Annotated in this window: 18 protein-coding genes and 10 tRNA genes; 25 read left to right on the plus strand and 3 right to left on the minus strand. The window is 41.9% G+C overall.

The window, feature by feature from the left end; all coding sequences use genetic code 11:
- Window positions 1-33 precede the first annotated feature (33 nt).
- From C0W29_RS19040 to C0W29_RS19085, 10 genes are all read left to right on the plus strand, one after another.
- A tRNA-Leu gene (locus tag C0W29_RS19040) sits at window positions 34-118 on the plus strand.
- Window positions 119-184: 66 nt separating this feature from the next.
- A tRNA-Gln gene (locus C0W29_RS19045) sits at window positions 185-259 on the plus strand.
- 32 nt (window positions 260-291) lie between these two features.
- Window positions 292-376 (plus strand) — tRNA-Leu (locus C0W29_RS19050).
- Between the two features lie 83 nt (window positions 377-459).
- Window positions 460-544: transfer RNA gene (locus C0W29_RS19055), tRNA-Leu, on the plus strand.
- Between the two features lie 66 nt (window positions 545-610).
- Window positions 611-685: transfer RNA gene (locus C0W29_RS19060), tRNA-Gln, on the plus strand.
- 32 nt (window positions 686-717) lie between these two features.
- Window positions 718-802 (plus strand) — tRNA-Leu (locus C0W29_RS19065).
- Window positions 803-885: 83 nt separating this feature from the next.
- Window positions 886-970, plus strand: a tRNA-Leu gene (locus C0W29_RS19070).
- A 42-nt stretch (window positions 971-1,012) separates the two neighbouring features.
- Window positions 1,013-1,087, plus strand: a tRNA-Gln gene (locus C0W29_RS19075).
- Between the two features lie 38 nt (window positions 1,088-1,125).
- A tRNA-Met gene (locus C0W29_RS19080) sits at window positions 1,126-1,202 on the plus strand.
- Between the two features lie 33 nt (window positions 1,203-1,235).
- A tRNA-Leu gene (locus C0W29_RS19085) sits at window positions 1,236-1,320 on the plus strand.
- A 131-nt stretch (window positions 1,321-1,451) separates the two neighbouring features.
- On the opposite strand, the gene C0W29_RS19090 is transcribed toward C0W29_RS19085, so the two are convergent.
- Together C0W29_RS19090 and C0W29_RS19095 are read right to left on the minus strand one after the other, a co-directional pair.
- Window positions 1,452-3,518 carry an FUSC family protein gene (locus C0W29_RS19090; protein ID WP_052671719.1) on the minus strand — a complete coding sequence of 689 codons (2,067 nt, stop codon included), beginning with the start codon at window positions 3,516-3,518 and terminating at the stop codon, window positions 1,452-1,454.
- Between the two features lie 99 nt (window positions 3,519-3,617).
- Window positions 3,618-4,778: a 2-octaprenyl-3-methyl-6-methoxy-1,4-benzoquinol hydroxylase gene (locus C0W29_RS19095; protein ID WP_045045660.1), complete on the minus strand. Its 1,161-nt coding sequence runs from the start codon at window positions 4,776-4,778 to the stop codon at window positions 3,618-3,620.
- Window positions 4,779-4,950: 172 nt separating this feature from the next.
- On the opposite strand from C0W29_RS19095, the gene mtgA reads away from it, so the two are divergent.
- The 7 genes from mtgA to C0W29_RS19130 all read left to right on the plus strand — a co-directional run bounded on the left by mtgA (window position 4,951) and on the right by C0W29_RS19130 (window position 12,323).
- Window positions 4,951-5,679: a monofunctional biosynthetic peptidoglycan transglycosylase gene (gene mtgA / locus C0W29_RS19100; protein WP_045045661.1), complete on the plus strand. Its 729-nt coding sequence runs from the start codon at window positions 4,951-4,953 to the stop codon at window positions 5,677-5,679.
- A 167-nt stretch (window positions 5,680-5,846) separates the two neighbouring features.
- The gene (gene miaB / locus C0W29_RS19105; protein ID WP_036793510.1) at window positions 5,847-7,274 is read left to right on the plus strand and encodes a tRNA (N6-isopentenyl adenosine(37)-C2)-methylthiotransferase MiaB; all 1,428 of its coding nucleotides are present in this window, start codon (window positions 5,847-5,849) and stop codon (window positions 7,272-7,274) included.
- 112 nt (window positions 7,275-7,386) lie between these two features.
- Window positions 7,387-8,484 carry a PhoH family protein gene (locus C0W29_RS19110; RefSeq protein WP_045043779.1) on the plus strand — a complete coding sequence of 366 codons (1,098 nt, stop codon included), beginning with the start codon at window positions 7,387-7,389 and terminating at the stop codon, window positions 8,482-8,484.
- Entirely contained in the window at window positions 8,484-8,945 is a 462-nt protein-coding gene (gene ybeY / locus C0W29_RS19115; protein ID WP_045045662.1) for an rRNA maturation RNase YbeY, read from the plus strand. Before C0W29_RS19110 ends, ybeY begins: the two co-directional genes overlap by 1 nt.
- Window positions 8,946-9,028: 83 nt before the next feature.
- Complete coding sequence (corC, locus tag C0W29_RS19120; protein WP_036793506.1) at window positions 9,029-9,901, plus strand: CNNM family magnesium/cobalt transport protein CorC; 873 nt, start codon at window positions 9,029-9,031, stop codon at window positions 9,899-9,901.
- 3 nt (window positions 9,902-9,904) lie between these two features.
- Entirely contained in the window at window positions 9,905-11,458 is a 1,554-nt protein-coding gene (gene lnt, locus C0W29_RS19125; protein WP_036796250.1) for an apolipoprotein N-acyltransferase, read from the plus strand.
- Window positions 11,459-11,579: 121 nt separating this feature from the next.
- Entirely contained in the window at window positions 11,580-12,323 is a 744-nt protein-coding gene (locus C0W29_RS19130) for a lipid-binding SYLF domain-containing protein (RefSeq protein WP_045043781.1), read from the plus strand.
- A gap of 83 nt (window positions 12,324-12,406) precedes the next feature.
- Here C0W29_RS19130 and C0W29_RS19135 read toward each other — a convergent pair whose 3' ends face one another.
- Complete coding sequence (locus C0W29_RS19135; protein ID WP_036793502.1) at window positions 12,407-12,976, minus strand: zinc ribbon-containing protein; 570 nt, start codon at window positions 12,974-12,976, stop codon at window positions 12,407-12,409.
- Between the two features lie 169 nt (window positions 12,977-13,145).
- Here C0W29_RS19135 and leuS point away from each other — a divergent pair, with 169 nt between their 5' ends.
- The 8 genes from leuS to C0W29_RS19175 all read left to right on the plus strand — a co-directional run bounded on the left by leuS (window position 13,146) and on the right by C0W29_RS19175 (window position 22,514).
- Window positions 13,146-15,719, plus strand: coding sequence for a leucine--tRNA ligase (gene leuS / locus C0W29_RS19140; RefSeq protein WP_045043783.1), 2,574 nt, complete (start codon window positions 13,146-13,148; stop codon window positions 15,717-15,719).
- 140 nt (window positions 15,720-15,859) lie between these two features.
- Window positions 15,860-16,513, plus strand: a complete 654-nt coding sequence (locus C0W29_RS19145) for an LPS-assembly lipoprotein LptE (RefSeq protein WP_045043784.1) — start codon at window positions 15,860-15,862, stop codon at window positions 16,511-16,513.
- A complete protein-coding gene (holA, locus tag C0W29_RS19150; protein WP_045045663.1) occupies window positions 16,510-17,538 on the plus strand; it encodes a DNA polymerase III subunit delta in 1,029 nt (342 codons plus the stop codon). The genes C0W29_RS19145 and holA overlap by 4 nt, the downstream gene beginning before the upstream one ends.
- Before the next feature lie 222 nt (window positions 17,539-17,760).
- Window positions 17,761-18,078 (plus strand): ribosome silencing factor, encoded by a 318-nt coding sequence (gene rsfS, locus C0W29_RS19155; RefSeq protein WP_045043785.1) that lies wholly within the window; start codon window positions 17,761-17,763, stop codon window positions 18,076-18,078.
- Window positions 18,079-18,084: 6 nt separating this feature from the next.
- Complete coding sequence (gene rlmH, locus C0W29_RS19160) at window positions 18,085-18,555, plus strand: 23S rRNA (pseudouridine(1915)-N(3))-methyltransferase RlmH (protein WP_036793492.1); 471 nt, start codon at window positions 18,085-18,087, stop codon at window positions 18,553-18,555.
- A 6-nt stretch (window positions 18,556-18,561) separates the two neighbouring features.
- Entirely contained in the window at window positions 18,562-20,517 is a 1,956-nt protein-coding gene (gene mrdA / locus C0W29_RS19165; RefSeq protein ID WP_045045664.1) for a penicillin-binding protein 2, read from the plus strand.
- On the plus strand, window positions 20,517-21,638 hold the full coding sequence (gene rodA, locus C0W29_RS19170; RefSeq protein WP_045043787.1) for a rod shape-determining protein RodA: 1,122 nt from the start codon (window positions 20,517-20,519) through the stop codon (window positions 21,636-21,638). Before mrdA ends, rodA begins: the two co-directional genes overlap by 1 nt.
- Window positions 21,639-21,641: 3 nt before the next feature.
- Entirely contained in the window at window positions 21,642-22,514 is an 873-nt protein-coding gene (locus C0W29_RS19175) for a septal ring lytic transglycosylase RlpA family protein (protein ID WP_045043788.1), read from the plus strand.
- The last annotated feature ends 188 nt before the right edge of the window (window positions 22,515-22,702 follow it).

Consider the following 22,702-nt stretch of genomic DNA (forward strand, 5'->3'; position numbering starts at 1 on the left):
AGAGAAACAACAGTTATTCGTAACTGACAATATGCGGAAGTGGCGGAATTGGTAGACGCACTAGATTTAGGTTCTAGCGCCGCAAGGTGTGAGAGTTCAAGTCTCTCCTTCCGCACCATTCTCTCTGATTTTAAAGTCTTGTTACTACCCAACAAGCAACGGTTACTTGAAAAAGTAAACCAGTAGGTCTATCGCCAAGCGGTAAGGCAACGGCTTTTGATGCCGTCATACCCTGGTTCGAATCCAGGTAGACCTGCCATATTTAGATTAATTGTTGCGACAGTTAATCATGCGGAAGTGGCGGAATTGGTAGACGCACTAGATTTAGGTTCTAGCGCCGTAAGGTGTGAGAGTTCAAGTCTCTCCTTCCGCACCATTATTCTTTAAATCAGATTTTTACCAATTACTGATTTAATTAATACAACTAGAGAAACAACAGTTATTCGTAACTGACAATATGCGGAAGTGGCGGAATTGGTAGACGCACTAGATTTAGGTTCTAGCGCCGCAAGGTGTGAGAGTTCAAGTCTCTCCTTCCGCACCATTCTCTCTGATTTTAAAGTCTTGTTACTACCCAACAAGCAACGGTTACTTGAAAAAGTAAACCAGTAGGTCTATCGCCAAGCGGTAAGGCAACGGCTTTTGATGCCGTCATTCCCTGGTTCGAATCCAGGTAGACCTGCCATATTTAGATTAATTGTTGCGACAGTTAATCATGCGGAAGTGGCGGAATTGGTAGACGCACTAGATTTAGGTTCTAGCGCCGTAAGGTGTGAGAGTTCAAGTCTCTCCTTCCGCACCATTATTCTTTAAATCAGATTTTTACCAATTACTGATTTAATTAATACAACTAGAGAAACAACAGTTATTCGTAACTGACAATATGCGGAAGTGGCGGAATTGGTAGACGCACTAGATTTAGGTTCTAGCGCCGTAAGGTGTGAGAGTTCAAGTCTCTCCTTCCGCACCATTCTCTCTAGTTTGTGAAAAGTCTTATGAAAATAAGCACTGTAGGTCTATCGCCAAGCGGTAAGGCAACGGCTTTTGATGCCGTCATTCCCTGGTTCGAATCCAGGTAGACCTGCCACTCTTTAAGAGTATTGATAAATGTCAGTACTCTATGATGGCTACGTAGCTCAGTTGGTTAGAGCACATCACTCATAATGATGGGGTCACAGGTTCGAATCCCGTCGTAGCCACCATTTCTTTCTGATATTTCAGTAAGAATAAAATTTGCGGAAGTGGCGGAATTGGTAGACGCACTAGATTTAGGTTCTAGCGCCGTAAGGTGTGAGAGTTCAAGTCTCTCCTTCCGCACCATATTAGAGACCTACTCTTTGAGTAGGTTTTCTTTTATCTGCTGAATGGTAATTACAACCATCACCAGTAATAAAAAAGCCGCTAACTTTCGTTGGCGGCTTTTTTATGATCTTAATATCTAGATTGACAGATTAAATCAATTCACTGCCATTCTTTAATTGATGCATATGTTTTAGTGTTGCAGCTGAGAGCATGATTACCGCCCTTACTGTCATCTGATCGGTAGATAAACTATCATCTTGTAACTCGGTATTTAAATCATCAATATAAGGAAAAGTAGTGTCCGTACCATCCCGTAGTTGTATCACCAAAGCTTGAATTCCTGCTTCAATAGGCGCTTGATAATCAACGATAGCAGGCAATACAACACCCTTGCGTAGCATAGAAACCAAAATACAAAGATAATGTACTAACTGGTGATATTGTTCTAATAATTGCTGCTGATAATCACTATCTTGATGAGTCCGCTTTGGCTCTTGCTGCATTTCATTAAAGACTAACTCCCAATCATGCTCTGCCATCAATACATTTTTACGATAACCCATCAATGTTTGCCGTGCTTGTTCATCAACAATAAAGTCAGCTTTATTGTCCCCTTTTAGCTGAGAGAAAGCGTAACTGAGTAACACTCCGGCATTGATTATTCCCTGAGTTGCTTTGTTATTGATATCGTGACTGCGCCATTGCGGCCACAGAAATGTCATCCCTAACAACACCACTATCGCCCCCACAAAACAATCAATTAATCGCGGCAAAATCAAGGCTAACCCTTGATGAGAAAGTAACTCTAACGCCAATATCAATACTGCACAAAAACCACCAACAGCCACCACGTAATAACGTAAAATAAGCGTTAATGATATCGGAATTAACATCAACGTAATCAGCTGCATTGCGCCAACGGGTAACCCTGATTTAATCACAACAACAGCAAAAACTAATCCACCGATAGTACCAATACAACGCTGCCAAACACGGCTTTTAGTTGCAACAAATCCAGGCTGTAATACCAATACCATTGTGAGTACCACCCACTCAGGTCGCAACAATTGGAAATATTGTGCAATCCCAGATCCGACAGCAAAAATTATTCCCATTCGTGCGACATAACGCCAAATAGGGTGCCCAAATGACGGCCAGCGCCAAGTTAATTCAAATGGCTGAACTTGAAACTCTCGTTGATATAATGGTTTATTATTTTCAATCACTTGAGAGATACGAATAATTGCTCGCCCCCAAAGTCGTAATTGGGGATGAGCATCATCAGCGGCATTCGCCACTAAAGGTTGGGCTAATGCAGAAAGTTGATGCTTACAATGGTAACTACCACCACTTTGAATAGCTTTGGCTTGACGACGTAATATCTGTTGCGCATGTTGGCTCCATAAAATCAATTGCTGTCGACGAATAGGATCATCAAATCGAGCCAGAAGTGACTGATTAGTTGAATGACCAATAATAGCGAGTTCAAAAATATCACTCGCCACTTGTAAACTCGCTAGCAATGATTGTCGCTTTGTTGTCGCAGCATCGTTCGAGATACTCGATTGAATAGTTTGACTAAATAAGTCAACTAAGTGGTGTTTTTGATTTGATAATGTCGACAGTAGATCGGCTTCTCCCAACACAATCCGTTGCCTCAGTGCAATATAGTGAGCTAACGCATTGTAAATAGCGGCTAAACTCGAACGCAAAGCCAAATTTTGCCACACCACAAACCACAACCAACTAAACAGCGCAAAAATAGCCGGACCAAATAATAAAACGGGGAAATTCTGGAGTGGTGTTTGTTGATTAAATAAAGAAAAACAAACAGCAGCCAAATACAGTGAAGAAATACCTAATCGAGTCCAGAATGGACCATTGACAGCAGGAGAGGCAAGCAACATCGCGATAATAGCAAAGCTTAACCATAGGGGTAATGGGCTGTAAAAAAGCCCCAATGAAATCGTGACAGCGAGTCCCCACATGAAGAGTGAGATTCCGAGCCGTTGCCATCGTTTAGGCCCGGGTTGATCTAAACCACTCAGTAATGCCGCAGGCATTGCAACGATGGCATAAGAGGCTAAATCTAATCGATGTCCAATCATGCCGAGAGCAAAGATCAGAATAATTCCTGCCGAGCCTCTTAAGCCCATGTTTAATGAGGGGTAATACCAAAGTCGCGTTAAAAACTGACTGATTTTAGTGATATACAATGCTTCCTCCTGTAAGCTCATCTCAGTACAATAAAGATGTCACAAACAGCAGGCACTATCCAATAAACTTCTACACAAGCAAAGAAAGAAACTCTTTCCTTAAATGCCCATTGCGTATTTGAGTACTTGTTTTTTTATACCACCAGTATGATCTGCAACTCGCAAACCAACATTACGCAGTAACTTTAATGGCCCAATATTATTACTGAAAGTACTGTAGAAAAAATCCATTCCCGTTTGCATAATCAAATTATCAGGACGACGACAACGTTCATAATTAGCTAGAACTTGCGGCTGTTGCCAATCATTACCGGCCTGACTGATTTTTTCTAATAGACAACCGACGTCTTTAAAGCCTAAATTGACCCCTTGGCCAGCTAATGGATTAATGGTGTGGGCAGCATCGCCTAACAGCACCACATTCGGCTTATGGTACGTTTGTGCATGGCGGCGCGTTAACGGAAAACTACCATGGTTAAGTACCTTAAACTCACCTAACTCAGTGGGGAAAGCTGCCGTTATCTCAGCCTGTAGCTGCATTGTGGGCATCGCTGATAATTGTCGAATGCGTGCAGGAGTGTCATACCAAACTAGCGATCCTTGATGACCAGGCAAAGGTAAAAATGATCGTGGGCCTGCAGGTGTAAACTGCTGCCAAGTAATATCTTGTTGTGGTAATACTGTCGCAATATTAATCAGCATACAATGTTGGCGATAATCCCATGCTGTAATACCTATATTGGCTTGGTGGCGTACTTGAGAGTTTGCGCCATCAGCACCAATCAATAAGCCACAATTAATCAATGAACCATCATTCAATTCAACTTGATAACCCTCATTAATTGCCGTCGCTGCCACCATCGTTGCGGGACACAATAAGGTAATATTGTCGTATTGTTCAAATTGCTGCCATAGCGCCAATTGGATCACGCGGTTTTCAACGATATAACCTAATTGTTGCAGCTGCATCTCATCAGCACTGAATCGAGTTCTGCATTCTGGGTGCTCCCAGGTTTCAAGACGTTTAAAAGGACATAGACGCATAGCCATCACTGCCTGCCATGCACCGAGTTGTTCTAATAACGCCACTGAATGTGGAGAAATAGCTGACACGCGTAAATCCATCGCCTGCTCAGTAACAAAAGGGGATGGCGCATAACCTTCAATCACTGCGACATCAAGCCCTTGCTGAGCTAACCCAATCGCAGCTGCCGCACCAACCATACCGCCACCAGCAACAATGACATCATATTGTTCCATATCTTCACCTACCTATTATGTCCTGGCTTGTTATTTGGTTATAATCTTTCAAACCATCGTGTTAGATGATTGTATAAGAAAACACGCTTAACGGGGTACTACGATAACGTATTCGCCGCTAATCACCCATTGGCCACCACTGTCTCTCACCGCTGAAAGGAATCAAATCACTATGCTGGCAGGCTTTCGACGCTTTATTGTTAAACTTATTTTATGCGCCCTTATTATACCGATTATATTGATCGTTATTTTTAAATTTATTAATCCCCCCTTTTGGGGCTGGGAAATAAGTCGCGCACTCTTTCCGCCTCAAGGTTACCCGACCCAAACCCAGCATCAATGGGTAAATTTGAATCAGATTTCAAAAAATATGCAGTTAGCCGTTATTGCATCAGAAGATCAAACCTTTCCTGAACATCATGGCATCGATCTCAGCGCGACCCTATCAGTGCTTCAACACAGTGGTAAAAATGGCCCTGATCGTGGCGCGAGTACTATCACTCAACAAACAGCCAAGAATGTATTTTTGTTTCCTAGCCACTCTTTCATTCGTAAAGGCATAGAATTATATTTCGCATTGTGGATGGAGATCATTTGGGGCAAGGATCGTATTTTAGAAACCTATTTAAACGTGATTGAATTTGGCCCCGGGATCTATGGTGTCCAAGCTGCTAGTGAGCACTTTTTCCATATTCCAGCGAGTAGACTCAGTGCTCAACAAGCGGCACAGCTGGCCGCAGTATTACCTAACCCTTATAAAATAAAAGCCAGTCCAATGAGCAATTATGTTTATCAGCGCACATTATGGATCCGCAAACAAATGCGCCAACTAGGAATGGTAACGCTTGATAAAGTCTATGATGAACAATCACTTTTTAAATCGTTTCATCTCTATCGTTAGTTGTGTTCAAAAGACCACAATTTTTTCGGGGTGGTGATGATCTAGTCAGACCGAGTTTAAAGCAGTACAATACGCGGCTTGCTACAGGGCATTACTCTAAACTGAAGTAATACAACCTGTCAGCCCGTAATCTGAATGTAATGAATCAACACTACGAGCGAAGAGAGATGGCGAAGAAACTGCTGATTAAAACCTGGGGCTGCCAGATGAACGAATACGATTCATCAAAAATGGCCGATCTTCTTAATGCTGCTAATGGCTTCGAGTTAACAGAAATCCCAGAAGAAGCAGATGTTCTGCTACTTAACACCTGTTCGATCCGTGAAAAAGCACAAGAAAAAGTTTTCCATCAGCTAGGCCGCTGGAAAAAACTAAAAGATAAAAAGCCAGATCTAGTGATCGGCGTTGGTGGCTGTGTAGCGACTCAAGAAGGTGATTCGATTCGTAAGCGCGCACCTTACGTTGACGTTATCTTTGGCCCACAAACCCTACACCGTTTGCCAGAAATGATTAAACGTTCTCAAGCAAATGAAAAAACCGTTATGGATATTTCATTCCCAGAGATTGAGAAGTTCGATAGCTTACCAGAGCCACGTGCTGATGGTGCAACGGCATTTGTTTCTATCATGGAAGGCTGTTCTAAGTACTGTACTTACTGTGTGGTGCCCTACACCCGTGGTGAAGAAGTTAGCCGCCCGATTGATGATGTTTTATTTGAGATCGCGCAACTGGCTGATCAAGGCGTACGTGAAGTTAATCTTCTTGGCCAAAATGTTAACGCATTCCGTGGTCCAACGTATGATGGTGAGTTAGCAAGCTTTGCTGAATTGCTACGTTTAGTCGCTGCTATCGATGGTATTGACCGTGTACGTTACACAACCAGTCATCCGATTGAATTTACTGATGACATTATTGACGTTTACAAAGATACCCCTGAACTGGTTAACTACTTACACCTACCAGTACAAAGTGGCTCAGATCGCATTCTGACGATGATGAAGCGTCCTCACACTGTGCTTGAATATAAGTCAAAAATCCGTAAATTACGTAAAGTACGTCCAGATATCACCATGAGTTCAGACTTTATTGTCGCGTTCCCTGGCGAGTCAGATCAAGATTTCGAAGATACCATGAAACTGATTCGTGATATCGATTTTGATATTAGTTACAGCTTTATCTTCTCACCACGTCCAGGTACGCCTGCCGCTGATTACCCTTGTGATCTGACTGAAGAAGTGAAGAAAGAGCGCCTGTACGCCCTGCAACAGCAGCTTAATAGCCAAGCAATGCGCCACGCACGTCAAATGCTAGGCACTGAGCAACGTATTTTAGTTGAAGGCCCATCGCGTAAGAATGTGATGGAACTGCGTGGTCGTACTGAAAACAACCGTATTGTAAACTTTGAAGGTTCTGCTGAACTGATTGGTCAATTTGTTGATGTGAAAATCGTTGACGTATTTACTAACTCATTGCGTGGCGAGCTTGTTCGCACTGAAGCAGAGATGGATCTTCGCGTTGCAATGTCACCAGCAGCTATGATGGCTAAAACGCGTCGTGAAGATGATTTAGGTGTAGGCGTATATACTCCAGAATAACGCGAAATTATTGCAGACTAACCACGTACTGTTATACGCATTATTTAAAGTAACTCGCATGCCCTGAAAACATGGTCGCCTACTAATAGGCGACCTCAATGAGAGGCAAACCTTGAGCAAAATAATTACTGTAGAATTTGATCTAGAGCCCGCTAATAATCAGCGACTTTCCAGCCTTTGTGGTCCTTTCGACGACAACATCAAACAGCTAGAACGTCGTCTAGGTGTTGAAATCAATCATCGCAGCAACCATTTTAGCGTTGTTGGTCAACCACACACCGCTGAAAGTGCCACTAATATCATAAAAGATTTATACGTTGATACGGCTCCCGTACATAACAATATTCCTGATATTGAACCTGACCATATTCATCTAGCGATTAAAGCATCCGGCGTATTAGAGCAAACCGTAGAAACCACCATCCCTTTTGGTAAAGAAGTTCATATTAAAACCAAAAAAGGGATCATTAAACCGCGCACACCTAACCAATCCCAATACATCGCCAATATTGTGACTCATGATATTACGTTTGGTGTCGGTCCTGCAGGTACGGGTAAAACTTACCTTGCTGTTGCGGCAGCGGTTGATGCCCTTGAGCGTCAAGAAGTTCGTCGTATTCTACTAACGCGTCCAGCTGTTGAAGCGGGTGAAAAATTAGGTTTCTTACCCGGTGATTTAAGCCAGAAAGTCGATCCATATTTACGTCCTCTTTATGATGCTTTATTTGAAATGCTCGGTTTTGAACGCGTAGAAAAGCTCATTGAGCGTAATGTGATTGAAGTTGCACCACTGGCTTATATGCGTGGCCGTACCCTTAATGATGCCTTTATCATTTTGGATGAAAGCCAAAATACTACTGTTGAACAGATGAAAATGTTCTTAACTCGAATTGGCTTTAATTCTCGAGCAGTAATCACTGGTGACGTAACTCAGATAGATTTACCGCGTGGTGCTCGTTCAGGCTTACGTCATGCAATTGAAGTATTATCAAACGTTGATGATATTAGCTTTAACTTCTTCCTAGCCAACGATGTTGTACGCCACCCAGTGGTTGCTCGTATCGTTCAAGCTTATGAAGTGTGGGAAAGTGAAGACCAAAAACAACGTAAACAAGCAGAGCAACGCCGTCGCACCGAACAAGAAGCTAAAGAAGCAGCCTTATTCGCAGCGGCAACTGCTGCTAAAATCGAATCACAAAAGAGTAACTAATGGCGATTTATCTTGATCTACAACTTGCAACAGCAGACGAAGCTGGATTACCGACGGAAGCTGAATTCCAACAATGGTTAGATGCAGCGGTCACACCGTTTCAAACCGATGCTGAAGTCACTATTCGATTAGTTGACGAGCAAGAAAGCCACGCACTGAACCTTGAGTACCGTGGTAAAGATCGACCAACAAATGTACTATCTTTTCCATTTGAAGCACCGCCGGGAATCGAAATCGATTTACTGGGTGATTTAATTATTTGTCGCCAAGTTGTCGAAGCTGAAGCTCTTGAGCAACAAAAGCCACTTAATGCGCATTGGGCACATATGGTTGTACACGGTAGCCTGCATCTGCTAGGTTATGATCATATCGAAGACGATGAAGCTGAAGAAATGGAAACATTAGAGACTGAAATAATGCAAAACATGGGCTTTGTCGACCCTTACATTTCTGAAAAGTAGTAATATATTAATAAATATTCCGCGGCTTAATAAACCAAGCCGCATTTCCGTGGCAATATCCACTTAGTTGATAAAAGTAAATAATGAACGAAGATAACTCTCCAACAACTGAAGGTCCGAGTAGAAAGTCCTTCTTTGAACGTATTGGCCAACTTTTCCAAGGCGACCCACAAAACCGCGAGGAATTAGTTGAAGTATTCCGTGATTCGGAAGAAAACGATTTGATAGATCATGACACTCGCGACATGCTCGAAGGTGTAATGGAAATAGCCGAAATGCGAGTGCGAGACATTATGATCCCACGCTCACAAATGACTACTGTCGAGCGTTCTCAGAAGCTAGAAGATCTGATTGATTTAATTGTTGAAGCCCAACACTCTCGCTACCCTGTTATTAGTGATGATAAAGACCATGTCGAAGGTATTTTATTAGCCAAAGACTTACTGCGTTATTTATTACCTGATAGCGAGCCTTTTGATATCGATAAAGTATTACGTCCAGCGGTTGTAGTGCCGGAAAGTAAGCGCGTTGATCGACTATTAAAAGAATTCCGCGAAGAACGCTACCACATGGCAATTGTGGTTGATGAGTTTGGTGGGGTATCTGGTGTTATTACTATTGAAGATATTCTTGAACAAATCGTTGGTGAAATCGAAGATGAATTCGACGACGAAGAAGAGCAAGAAGTTCGTCAATTAAGTAAGCATACTTACGCAGTAAAAGCGCTAACAACCATTGAAGATTTCAATGAACTATTCCAGACGTCATTCTGTGATGAGGAAGTCGATACTGTCGGCGGCCTTGTAATGATGAATTTTGGTCACCTGCCATCGCGCGGTGAAGTTGTTGAAGTTAATGGTTATTCATTTAAAGTGACATCATCTGATAACCGCCGCGTTATCCAGTTACAAGTAACTGTTCCAGATGAAGCATTTCAACCGACCATTACTCCGTAAATGATGACAAAAAAAACATTAACCTTGTTGGGACAGCTGCTTGCAGCTGTCCCTGCAGGTGCAATTGCGACCCTATCTTTTGCACCTTATAACTACGCATTTATTGCCCCATTAACACTAATTCTGTTTTTCTTTTTACTACAGAAACAATCACCTAAACGCTCTGCACTGATTGGCTTTTTTTATGGTCTAGGCATGTTTGGTACTGGCATCAGCTGGGTACATGTCAGCATTGATACCTTTGGTGGTATGCCTAAAATTGCCAGTATGTTCTTAATGTGCTTACTAATTAGTTACTTAGCGCTTTACCCGGCGTTATTTGGCTACTTATTTAATCGCTTTAATCGTCAGCGCCCTTTCCATCAATTATTGCTTTCAGGGCCTGTTATTTGGCTGGTGCTTGATTGGATCCGTGGTTGGCTATTTACTGGTTTCCCTTGGTTATGGATGGGCTACAGTCAGCTCAATACACCATTGGCACACTTTGCACCGATCTTTGGTGTCGAAGGTATAACCCTTGCTCTCGTACTGATCTCTGGATCAATTGTCGCAACCCTTTATTACCGTAACTGGCGCCCATTACTGGTGGCGATTTTGGTGGCGATATTAGCCGTATTAGCCGGTATTCCGCAGTGGGTAAAACCCGATCCTAAACACAGTGTGACTGTTGCTCTTATTCAAGGCAATATTTCTCAAGAAGAGAAATGGCTACCAAGTCATCGTTGGCCAACCTTGATGAAATACATGGATCTTACCCGTGATAATTGGGGTGCAGATCTCATCATTTGGCCAGAAGCGGCCATCCCTGCACTTGAAGAAGAAATTCCAACCTTCTTACAAAATCTTGATGCCGCCGCACGTGCCAATAACAGCACTGTGATCACTGGCATTTTAGATCAAAAAGCAGACGGTGAGTTTTTCAATAATATTTTGACACTGGGTGTCGATGCCGATGGTCCGTATAACTACAACACCGCGACTCGCTACACTAAACACCATCTATTACCTTTTGGTGAATTTGTACCGTTTGCGAGTATTTTACGCCCATTAGCGCCATTCTTTAATCTACCGATGTCATCGTTTAGCCGTGGCGCCTATATTCAACCGAATATTCAAGCTCATGGTTATTCAATTGCACCCGCACTGTGTTATGAGATTGCATTTGGTGAACAAATTCGTGAAAACGTCACTAAAAAAACTGAGTTACTGCTCACGCTTTCTAATGATGCATGGTTTGGTCACTCTATTGGACCGTTCCAACACATGCAAATTGCCCAAATGCGAGCGCTAGAACTTGGCAAGCCGCTACTACGTGGAACAAATACCGGTATTACAGCAGTTGTTGACCATAACGGTCATATCACTAAAGAATTACCGCAATTTGTCACTGGCGTATTAAAAGATAAAGTTATTCCAACCATTGGAATGACACCCTATACCACATTAGGCAGCTGGCCATTATACGGCTACTGTTTATGGGCATTAGCGCTATCTTGGATCCTTATTCGACGTAAACGCGGACATTTTCGTGACTTACGCTCAGCGGAAAAAGCATAAACTCTAAGGTGAAGCTAATAACTTCACCTTTTTTTACGGTTAGTTTATTGTAGTTTCATTGTCCAATAACAACAGCCATCCCGCAGGCTTCAATTGCCAACGGCGAGATAAGGAACAACAGATGAAAACAACGACTAAAATTTTTACCACTTTGTGTTCATTATTAATGCTGATGCTATCAACACAGGTACTTGCTCAAGAGCAACAAAATGACACCAAAGATGCATTAGCACATTTTTACAAATCCCCACAAACACAACCTTTTTTCCATTCTGCTTATGGATATGCTGTTTTTCCATCTGTGGGTAAAGGTGGCTTTTGGGTTGGTGGCGCTTACGGCTCTGGCGTGGTATTTAAAGCGAATAAAGCGATGGGGTTTGCTAAGTTATACCAACTATCGATTGGATTACAATTTGGTGGTCAAGCCTTTAGCGAAATATTGTTCTTCCAAGATAAGCGCGCTTACGATCGCTTTATTGATGGTGGCCTAGAATTAGATGCCCAAGCATCAGCTGTAGCCTTAGATGAAGGCGCATCGGCTAAAGTCGGTACCGCAGGCGCTGGTATGAATGCTGGCAGTGACTACATGACTAAAAGCTATATCAATGGTGTTGCTATCTTTACCCGCACTAAAGGTGGCGCAATGATTGAAGCATCGTTAGCTGGTCAAAAATTCACTTATGAACCAATGACAGCTGCTACGCGTGAAATCAAAGGCTATGATCAGGTACTGCCTGAATTTAATCACGATAACCAGCCCACTCAAACAGCTCCTCAGCAGCAACAACTGCAAAAGCCGGCCAATACCATTAAAGCCGCAGATTCAGCAGTGGTGGTTGATACGATTGAACAACCTGACTATTAATCGTTTACTTTTAGAAAATATAAATAAAAACGCAGCGTTTATAGCGCTGCGTTTTTTTATTGATATAAGTAACGCACAAACCATTATGGGTTTAATGGCAAACGTGAAAAGTGCTTACAGCCACATTTTACACACGGCTCAATACGCGTAACATGAGTGATCATTTCAGAATGACCACATTGCTCACACACAAGATTACCTAATCCAACCAGTTCACCGGCTTGGTAAACACCTTTATGTTGAATATCTTCCATTACTTCAATCCACTCTAATTGAGTCTTATCGGTAATTTCGGCTAAATTCTTCCAAATACTTTCACTAACTAATTTGTAAAATGGACTTTCACTGAATGGTTCAGAGCTACTTTTTACTTCTTCAGTAAAGGTTTTTAAATCGCTTTTGACATAAGCTTCAATTAATGACAACTCATCTTTTGTCATATCACTAGCAGCTTTGCCGTAAAGCTCAGTCGTTTTAAGATCACTTTTGATATATGCTTCAATCAATGCCAGCTCATCTTTCGTCATATCGCTGGCCGCTTTGCCATAAAGCTCAGTCATCTTAAAAAACTTCTTTAGCTCTTCTGGACTATGCTTAAGCGCTTCAGTTACTTTTTCTAATACTGCTTCATACTGCTTTTGTTGCTTAGTCATGGGATTAATCCTCCGCCAATGTGCGAAATAATTACGTAATTACGTCCAAATACAAGATTAAGGTCGCCGAATCGCTATCAGCTATTGTTGACACCTTTACCTTTGGTTATCCTATGTCGATTACAATGAATGTGTTTGTATTAAACTCACAAAATTCTGGATGTCATCGATGCAAGAACAATATCGTCCACAGGACATTGAACAAAAAGTTCAAGAACATTGGGATAACAATAAGACCTTTGTTGTTAGTGAAGACCCTAATAAAGAAAAATTCTACTGTCTCTCCATGTTCCCGTACCCAAGTGGTCGCTTGCACATGGGTCACGTGCGTAACTACACTATCGGTGATGTTATCTCTCGCTACCAACGCTTACAAGGCAAAAATGTCATGCAGCCAATTGGTTGGGATGCATTTGGTCTACCAGCAGAGAATGCAGCGGTTAAAAATAACACTGCACCAGCGCCTTGGACTTACGAAAACATCGAATACATGAAGAACCAACTTAAGCTATTAGGCTTTGGTTACGATTGGAGCCGTGAATTCGCAACGTGTACTCCAGAGTACTACCGTTGGGAACAAGAATTCTTCACTAAACTGTACAACAAAGGCTTGGTTTACAAGAAGACATCTTCTGTAAACTGGTGTCCTAATGACCAAACTGTACTTGCAAATGAGCAAGTAGAAGATGGTTGTTGCTGGCGTTGTGATACCCCTGTTGAACAAAAAGAGATTCCACAGTGGTTCATTAAAATTACTGAATACGCACAAGAGCTACTTGATGATCTTGATACCCTTGATGGCTGGCCAGAAATGGTTAAAACCATGCAACGTAACTGGATTGGTCGCTCTGAAGGTGTAGAACTAACTTTTAAAGTTAAAGGTCAAGACGATTTAGAAGTTTACACTACCCGTCCTGATACCCTAATGGGTGTGACGTTTGTTAGTATTGCTGCGGGTCACCCTCTAGCAGCCAAAGCAGCAGAGAATAACCCAGCATTAGCAACCTTTATCGATGAATGCCGTAACACCAAAGTTGCAGAAGCTGAACTTGCAACGATGGAAAAGAAAGGCATGGATACAGGCTTAACCGCTATCCATCCACTAGATGGTCGTGAAGTACCAGTATACGTTGCTAACTTCGTATTAATGGATTACGGCACAGGTGCGGTAATGGCCGTTCCAGCTCACGATCAACGTGACTTTGAATTTGCAACTAAATACAACATCGATATCATGGCGGTTATTAAGCCAGAAGACGGTAGCGAGTTTGATATTTCTGAAGCGGCATACACCGAAAAAGGTGTGCTATTCAATTCAGGTGAATTCGACGGTCTAAACTTCCAACAAGCTTTCGATGCGATTGCAGCGAAACTTGAAGCTGACGCTAAAGGCAAGAAAACCGTTAACTTCCGTCTACGTGACTGGGGTGTTTCTCGTCAACGTTACTGGGGTGCTCCAATTCCAATGGTAACGACTGAAGACGGTCAGGTTCACCCTGTAGCCGCTGACCAGTTACCTGTTCTACTACCAGAAGATGTAGTAATGGATGGTGTAACTAGCCCAATTAAAGCTGATAAAGAGTGGGCAAAAACCACCTTTAATGGCGAACCAGCATTACGTGAAACCGATACCTTTGACACCTTTATGGAGTCATCTTGGTACTACGCACGTTACTGTTCACCACAAGCTGACGATATTCTTGATCCAGCAAAGGCAAACTACTGGCTACCCGTTGATCAATATGTTGGTGGTATTGAGCACGCTTGTATGCACCTATTGTACTCACGTTTCTTCCACAAATTACTCCGTGATGCTGGTTACGTAACCTCTGATGAACCATTTAAGCAACTACTATGTCAAGGTATGGTATTGGCTGATGCGTTCTTCTACACTACCGAAAAAGGTGGTAAAGAGTGGGTTGCGCCAACAGATGTAACGGTTGAGCGTGACGGCAAAGGTCGTATTACAACAGCCGTTGACTCTCAAGGTCACAATGTTGAGCACTCAGGCATGATCAAAATGTCTAAGTCTAAGAACAACGGTATCGACCCACAAGAGATGGTAGACAAGTACGGTGCTGATACAGTACGTCTATTTATGATGTTTGCATCACCAGCCGATATGACCCTTGAATGGCAAGAGTCAGGCGTTGAAGGTGCTAACCGTTTCCTTAAGCGTGTTTGGAAATTAGTTCGTGAACATGCAGGCAAAGGTGTAGCAGAAGCGGTTGATACAGCAGCACTAAGCAGCGATCAAAAAGCACTTCGTCGTGATATCCATAAAACTATTGCTAAAGTAAGCGATGATATTGGTCGTCGTCAGACATTCAATACTGCTATTGCTGCAATTATGGAATTAATGAACAAGCTAGCTAAAGCACCACAAGAATCAGCACAAGATCGTGCTATTCTTGATGAAGCACTAAAAGCTATTGTTACTATGCTTTACCCAATGACACCGCATATCTGTTTTGAAATGTGGCAAGCACTTGGTCAAACAGACATTGACCATGCAGTATGGCCACAAGCTGATGCAGCAGCATTGGTTGAAGATGAAAAACTGATCATTGTGCAGGTTAACGGTAAACTACGTGCTAAATTAACGGTAGCAGCAGACGCAACCAAAGAGCAAGTAGAAGCACTCGCTATGACTGAAGAAGGCGTAACACGCTTTACTGATGGCAATACCGTACGTAAAGTTATTTATGTACCAGGTAAACTGCTGAACATCGTAGCAAACTAATCAAGGTTACTTTACTTTGTTAGCTCAGCTAACATTGACAATAACCTCAAGATCCCCGCTTTTGCGGGGATCTTTATAATTACGGTCATATTTAATTTTGCGCCCAGCGCACCTTCTTTTATTTCAAGGAGCTGACTTTCGTGAAAAGTTTTTTCTCGGCCAACAGCCTAACTCGACTACTTATCATCACTCTTCTCGCGCTTACAACAGCTTCTTGTGGCTTTCACCTCCGTGGTAACTACATGCTACCAGAAGGAATTGCTAAGCTATCGCTAACCAGTTTTGACCCCTACGGTAAATTAACCCGTATGGTAAAATACCAATTTAAATTGCATGGTATTGAAGAAGTTAAACCTGCAGCAACAGTACCAAACCTTAATATCACCAGTGAATCAACGGGCGACAGTACGTTATCTCTGTATCAAAATAACGGTAAAGCAGAATACGACTTAACCTTAACCGTAAACTACACCGTGACAATTCCGAACCAAGGTATTGAGCAGTTTAGTACTAAAGTAACCCGTACTTTCTTAGATAACCCACTTTCAGCATTAGCAAAATCAGTAGAACGTGATGAGTTAATTGATGTTATGCGTGAACAAGCAGCGCAACAAATCATGCGTAAACTTGCACGTCTAACGACTGTCTTTAATAAGATGGAAGAAGATAAGTTAAACGCTGAATTAAACCAAATTTTGCATAACCAAAAAGTATCAATTAAAGATGGCAGTACTACTACCATCACGACCACTCCTGCGGTTATACATAAAAAACAAGATCACAACGCGCAATGAGAGTCTACCCTGAACAACTGACGCAGCAACTAACAAAGGGCCTGCGTCAGGCTTATTTACTGTTTGGTAATGAGCTATTATTAAAACAAGAAGCGGGCGATAGCATCAAGCACATCGCCCAACAACAAGGCTTCCTAGAACGCCATGCTTTCACTATCGATAATAGTATTGATTGGAATGCAGTTTTAGATTGCTGCCATGCAATGAGCTTATTTTCAGCCCAACAAATTATCGAGCTTGAAATTGCAGAAACAGGCTTAAATACCAATCAAGCCAAAGCATTACTTGAAGTCATTGACGCACTTAATCCTGATATTTTATTAATTATTACTGGGCCACGGATTAATAAAAAGCAAGAAAGTACCAAGTGGTTTAAAGCCCTCGATATCATTGGGCTATATGTACCGTGTAATACCCCTGATCCGCGTCAAATGCCACGCTTTATTCAAAGCCGTTGTCAGTTATTAGGCTTAAAGCCAGATCATGAATCGGTACAAATGTTAGCACAATGGCACGAAGGTAATTTACTCGCGCTATCTCAAAGCTTACATAAATTAGTGCTGCTTTATCCTGATGGCATTTTAACTATTGTGCGGTTACAAGAGGCATTAAGTCGTCATAATCACTACACACCCTTTCAATTAATAGACGCGCTATTAGCCGGGCAAGCTAAACGTAGCCAACGAATATTGCGTCAATTACAAGCGGAAGGTGTTGAAGCAACGATTTTATTACGAACTTTACAGCGTGAATTGACCCAACTGTATAAAATGCAAGAAATGGGAAAAAAAGGTACGCCTTTAAACCTCATTTTTGAACAATTTAGAATATGGCAAAACCGCCGTGAAATATATGTTGGAGCACTACATCGACTACCGCTTACGACCTTAGTCATGATTCTTCGACAACTGACATTATTAGAAATCCAAGTTAAAACGGACTATGACACTCAACCATGGCCAGCCTTAAGCTGCCTATGCGCTGAAATGTGTGGTATTCCAACCCATTTACAACCGTTGAATTAGTCTCAATACAGGTCAAAATCGCGACTTTTTGCCCATTTGAACTAAATCACCAAACAAACATGTGAAAAAATACCGTCTGAACCTTGTCCGCTTATCGCTGTCTGATAAGAGCATGGTATACTGCGGCACAATTCAAGGTCAGTATGTCTATTTGACATTACCGATGCTACTTATAGCGTCATTCGGCCAATACTATACTAACACTCAAGTGAGGGAATCCCTTTGCAGGTTCAAGAACTACACGATTTCATTGTTGATAAAATTGACGACATTAAAGCACAAGATATCGTAACTATTGATGTTCGCGGTAAATCAAGCATCACCGATTTTATGGTTATCTGTACTGGTACATCTAACCGTCACGTGGTATCTGTTGCAGATCACGTAAATAAAGAATCTAAATTAATTGATTTTCCTCCATTTGGCATCAGTGGCGAAAAAGAAGGTCAATGGGTTATCGTTGATATGGGCAATGTTATGCTACATATCATGCAAGAAGATGCACGTGAGCTATACCAACTGGAGAAGCTTTGGAGCTAATTGACCATGAAGCTTCAACTGATTGCTGTTGGTACTAAAATGCCAAAATGGGTTGAGGAGGGTTATAAAGAATATAGCCGCCGCTTCCCTAAAGATATGCCACTGGAATTAATTGAAATTTCAGCGGGAAAGCGTGGTAAAAATGCTGACATTGCTCGAATTCTACAAAAAGAAGGCGAAGCGATGTTAGCAGCGGTAGCTAAAGGTAACCGCATCGTCACGCTAGATATTCCAGGAAAACGCTGGGATACCGGAGAATTGGCACAACAATTGGATGCATGGAAGCTAGATGGACGTGATGTATCAATTTTGATCGGCGGGCCAGAAGGACTTTCTCCTGCATGCAAGGCAGCGGCAGAACAAAGCTGGTCATTATCACCCTTGACTTTACCACACCCATTGGTGCGCGTGGTAATGGCAGAAAGCTTATACCGTGCATGGAGTGTCACGGCTAACCATCCGTACCACAGGGAATAATCATAAATGAGACAAAAGCGAACCCAGATCCGCGATCATCGCGCTGAGTCGGCACTTTTTTTTCGTCGAGCTCTTGTCTCATTTATTGGTATTGCAATACTTGTAGGCCTGCTGCTGTTTAATCTGTTTCACATTCAGGTTGAACAACATCAGGACTATCAAACCCGCTCTAATGATAATCGTATTAAAATCGTCCCAGTCTCTCCTAATCGCGGCTTAATTTACGACCGTAACGGAGTGATATTGGCTGAAAACAGGCCGATATATAGTCTTGAAATCACGCTAGAAAAAGTATCTGAACTCGATCAGACTTTTGCCGATCTTAAACAGATCATGGGCATCACTGATGAAGACATTGCTAATTTCCAAAAAGAGCGCCGTCGTACCCGTCGTTTTAAATCTGTGCCTATTCTTGATCATCTCAATGAAAAGCAAGTTGCATTATTTTCTGTCAATCAACATCGTCTTCCTGGCGTTGAAGTTAAAGCACATTTAAAACGTTACTATCCTTATGGCGATACACTGACCCACGTTTTAGGTTATGTCGCTAAAATTAACGATCGCGACCTTAAAAAACTCGATAAAGCAGGAAAACTCAGTAATTATAAAGCGACTCGAGACATGGGGAAATTGGGTGTTGAACGTTATTACGAAGATCTATTACACGGCACATCTGGCTATCAAGAAGTGGAAGTTAATAGTCGTGGCCGTGTCATTCGTACTCTAAAATATATTCCGCCAATTCCTGGTAAAGATATCAAAATCAATATTGATATTAAGTTACAGCAATATGTTCAAAATCTATTAACTGAACGTAAAATCGATCCTAAAACAGGTAAAGAGATCATTAAACACAAACGTGGTTCAATCGTGGTGTTAGATCCTAAAGATGACGCTATTTTAGCGATGGTCTCAAGCCCAAGTTATGATCCAAATTTATTTGTGCGTGGTATATCAAGCAAAAAATACCGTGCATTATTGAATAACCCAGATCGACCACTGGTGAATCGCGTTACGCTTGGCATTTATCCACCAGCATCGACAGTTAAGCCATTAATAGCAGTGGCTGCATTAACCGAAGGGGTTATTACACCTAATACCACCCGTAATGATCCCGGTTGGTGGCAGATACCTAACTCTACTAGTCGTAAATTCCGTGACTGGCTACGTTGGGGTCATGGCCGAGTCAATATTTATAAAGCAATTGAAGAATCAGTAGATACTTATTTCTATCAAGTTGCCTATGATCTTGGAATTGATCGTCTATCTACGTGGATGAACAAGTTTGGTTATGGCGAATACACTGGGATTGATATTCACGAAGAAAGCAGAGCAAATATGCCGACCCGTGAATGGAAACAAACTCGCCATAAGCGTCCTTGGTATCAAGGTGACACCATTCCAGTAGGTATTGGCCAAGGTTATTGGACTGCAACCCCATTACAGATAGCTAAAGCAACATCTGTATTAGTTAATAGTGGTGTTGTACATCGCCCGCATCTGCTTAAAAATATTATTGATGACAAAGTAGAAGTACCGGCACAATTTGAAGATTTCCCACCTATTACTGGGGTGAGTCCTAAAACATGGGAGATTGCACGTGAAGGTATGCACCGCGTGCTATATGGCAACCGTGGTACAGCGCGTAAAGCATTTTACGGCACGCCTTATCAAGCCGGTGGCAAATCAGGTTCAGCTCAAGTTTTTGGTTTAGCTGAAAACCAAAAATATAATGCCGATGAATTAGAAGAACATTTACGTGACCATGCTTTATTTACCGCTTTTGCACCATTTGAAAAACCACAAGTTGTAGTGGCAATGGTATTAGAAAATGCTGGCGGAGGTTCAAGTAATGGTGGACCGATTGCACGCAAGATATTTGATCATATGCTAATCGAATCTCCTGCTGATATATCACCACCTTTGGTGACACCGATTAAAGCCACAGCAGAGGTACATTAATGAGCATCATGGCAACAACCGGCGAAAAACCTAGCATAAGTGATCGCTTACATATCGATATCCCATTGATACTGGGACTATTAGCGATTATGAGTTTTTCATTAGTAATCATGTACAGTGCCAGTGGCCAAAGTATACCGATGATGGAACGTCAAGCGATGCGAATGCTATTATCGCTGGGCGTTATGTTGCTATTAGCCCAAATTGCACCACGTCACTATGAAGCATGGGCGCCTTATTTATTTGGTATTGGCTTAGTCATGTTGATAAGCGTGCTCTCATTCGGCGAAGTATCAAAAGGGGCACAACGGTGGCTTAATTTAGGCTTTGTTCGTTTTCAACCCTCAGAGCTAATAAAACTAGCAGTGCCATTGATGGTGGCACGATTTATAGGTAACCGCCCACTACCACCAACATTTGCCAATATCTTTATCGCATTAGTATTGATTTTTACGCCAACGATTTTAATTGCTAAGCAACCAGACCTTGGAACCTCCATTTTGATCGCCGCATCGGGGATCTTTGTTCTGTTTCTGTCAGGAATTAGCTGGCGAGTGATAATTGGTGCATTGATATTACTCGGAGCCTTTATTCCTGTGTTATGGTTCTTCCTGATGCATGACTATCAACGCACTCGAGTAATGACCTTATTTAATCCTGAGTCTGACCCTTTAGGTGCGGGATACCATATCATCCAATCAAAGATAGCTATTGGTTCCGGAGGAATCACTGGTAAAGGCTGGCTCCATGGTACTCAATCACAATTAGAGTTTGTTCCTGAACGTAATACTGACTTCATTTTTTCGGTGATCGCCGAAGAATGGGGGTTAGCTGGTGTTATTGGTTTATTAGCAATGTATCTATTTGTACTTGGACGTGGATTACTACTTGCAAGTCGAGCTCAAACCGCATTTGGACGGATGATGGCGGGCAGTATTGTGCTGAGTTTCTTTGTTTATATTTTTGTTAATATCGGAATGGTGAGTGGACTATTACCTGTCGTGGGTGTACCGCTCCCCCTAGTCAGTTATGGTGGTACCTCAATGGTTACTCTTATGGCTGGTTTTGGTATTCTGATGTCTATCCATACTCATCGAAAAATGTTGTCTAAGGCGACCTAATAAATGCGTTCACTATTTGTAATTTTTTTCCTAATTCTTGCTGGGTGTAGTTCTTCGCCTGAACAAACTCAACAACCACAAACGAAGCCAGATACAACCACCAAAACCACTCAAGTAATTAAACCGAATACCGATGATCCCAATGCTGGACGGTATTCTCTTAAAGATGATCGTGCGCCTAAGGTTGTTCCTGATTTTTCAAAAGTAAAATTGATCACTCCACACTACGAACCCTATAGTCGTGGTGGTAATAAAGACTACACATTACGTGGTAAACGCTATCATATTATAAAAAATCCTAAGGGTTATACCGAGACTGGGTTTGCTTCGTGGTACGGTGAAAAATTTCATGGTCATAAAACAGCTAACGGCGAAGTCTATAATATGTTCGCTATGACAGCGGCCCATAAAACCTTACCGTTACCGAGCTTTGTGCGTGTAACCAATACTCTTAATCACAAATCAGTGATTGTCCGTGTTAACGATCGTGGTCCCTTCCATGATGGTCGTATTATTGATTTAAGCATGGCGGCAGCATCTAAATTAGGCGTGATCAGTTATGGCACCGCACCTGTAAAAATTGAAGTAATAACGGTACCTAAGCCGTCAACTAAAGCTGAGATAAAAAAAGCACCAATCCCAATCCAATATTTCATCCAATTAGCAGCGGTTAATAGCCAGCCAAAAGCGGATCAAATGCAACGAGAAGTAAAGAAACTTTATAATACTAGCGTTGATATTGAAAAAATCACTGATCGCACTATTTTTCGAGTTCGATTAGGACCATTTTTAGACCATAAAGATGCTGAATTATTGCTCAACCGAGTGAAAAGCAAGCATTATCCACAAGCTTTTATGATCACTGAAAAACGATAATTGAACCTTATCGATATTTTTTAATCATACCCCGAGCCTATAGTTTGTTATTAAAATCATAAAACTATAGGCTTATTATTGCTCTGCTGAATAACAACATCATCACAGTGAATCTTAATTGCCTAATGTCAGAACTGTGGAAACTTCAGTTCGGGCACTGATTGCCAATGTGTTATCTGTTATAGTGA

It is taken from the genome of Photobacterium kishitanii (assembly GCF_003026355.1).
GTDB lineage: Bacteria > Pseudomonadota > Gammaproteobacteria > Enterobacterales > Vibrionaceae > Photobacterium > Photobacterium kishitanii.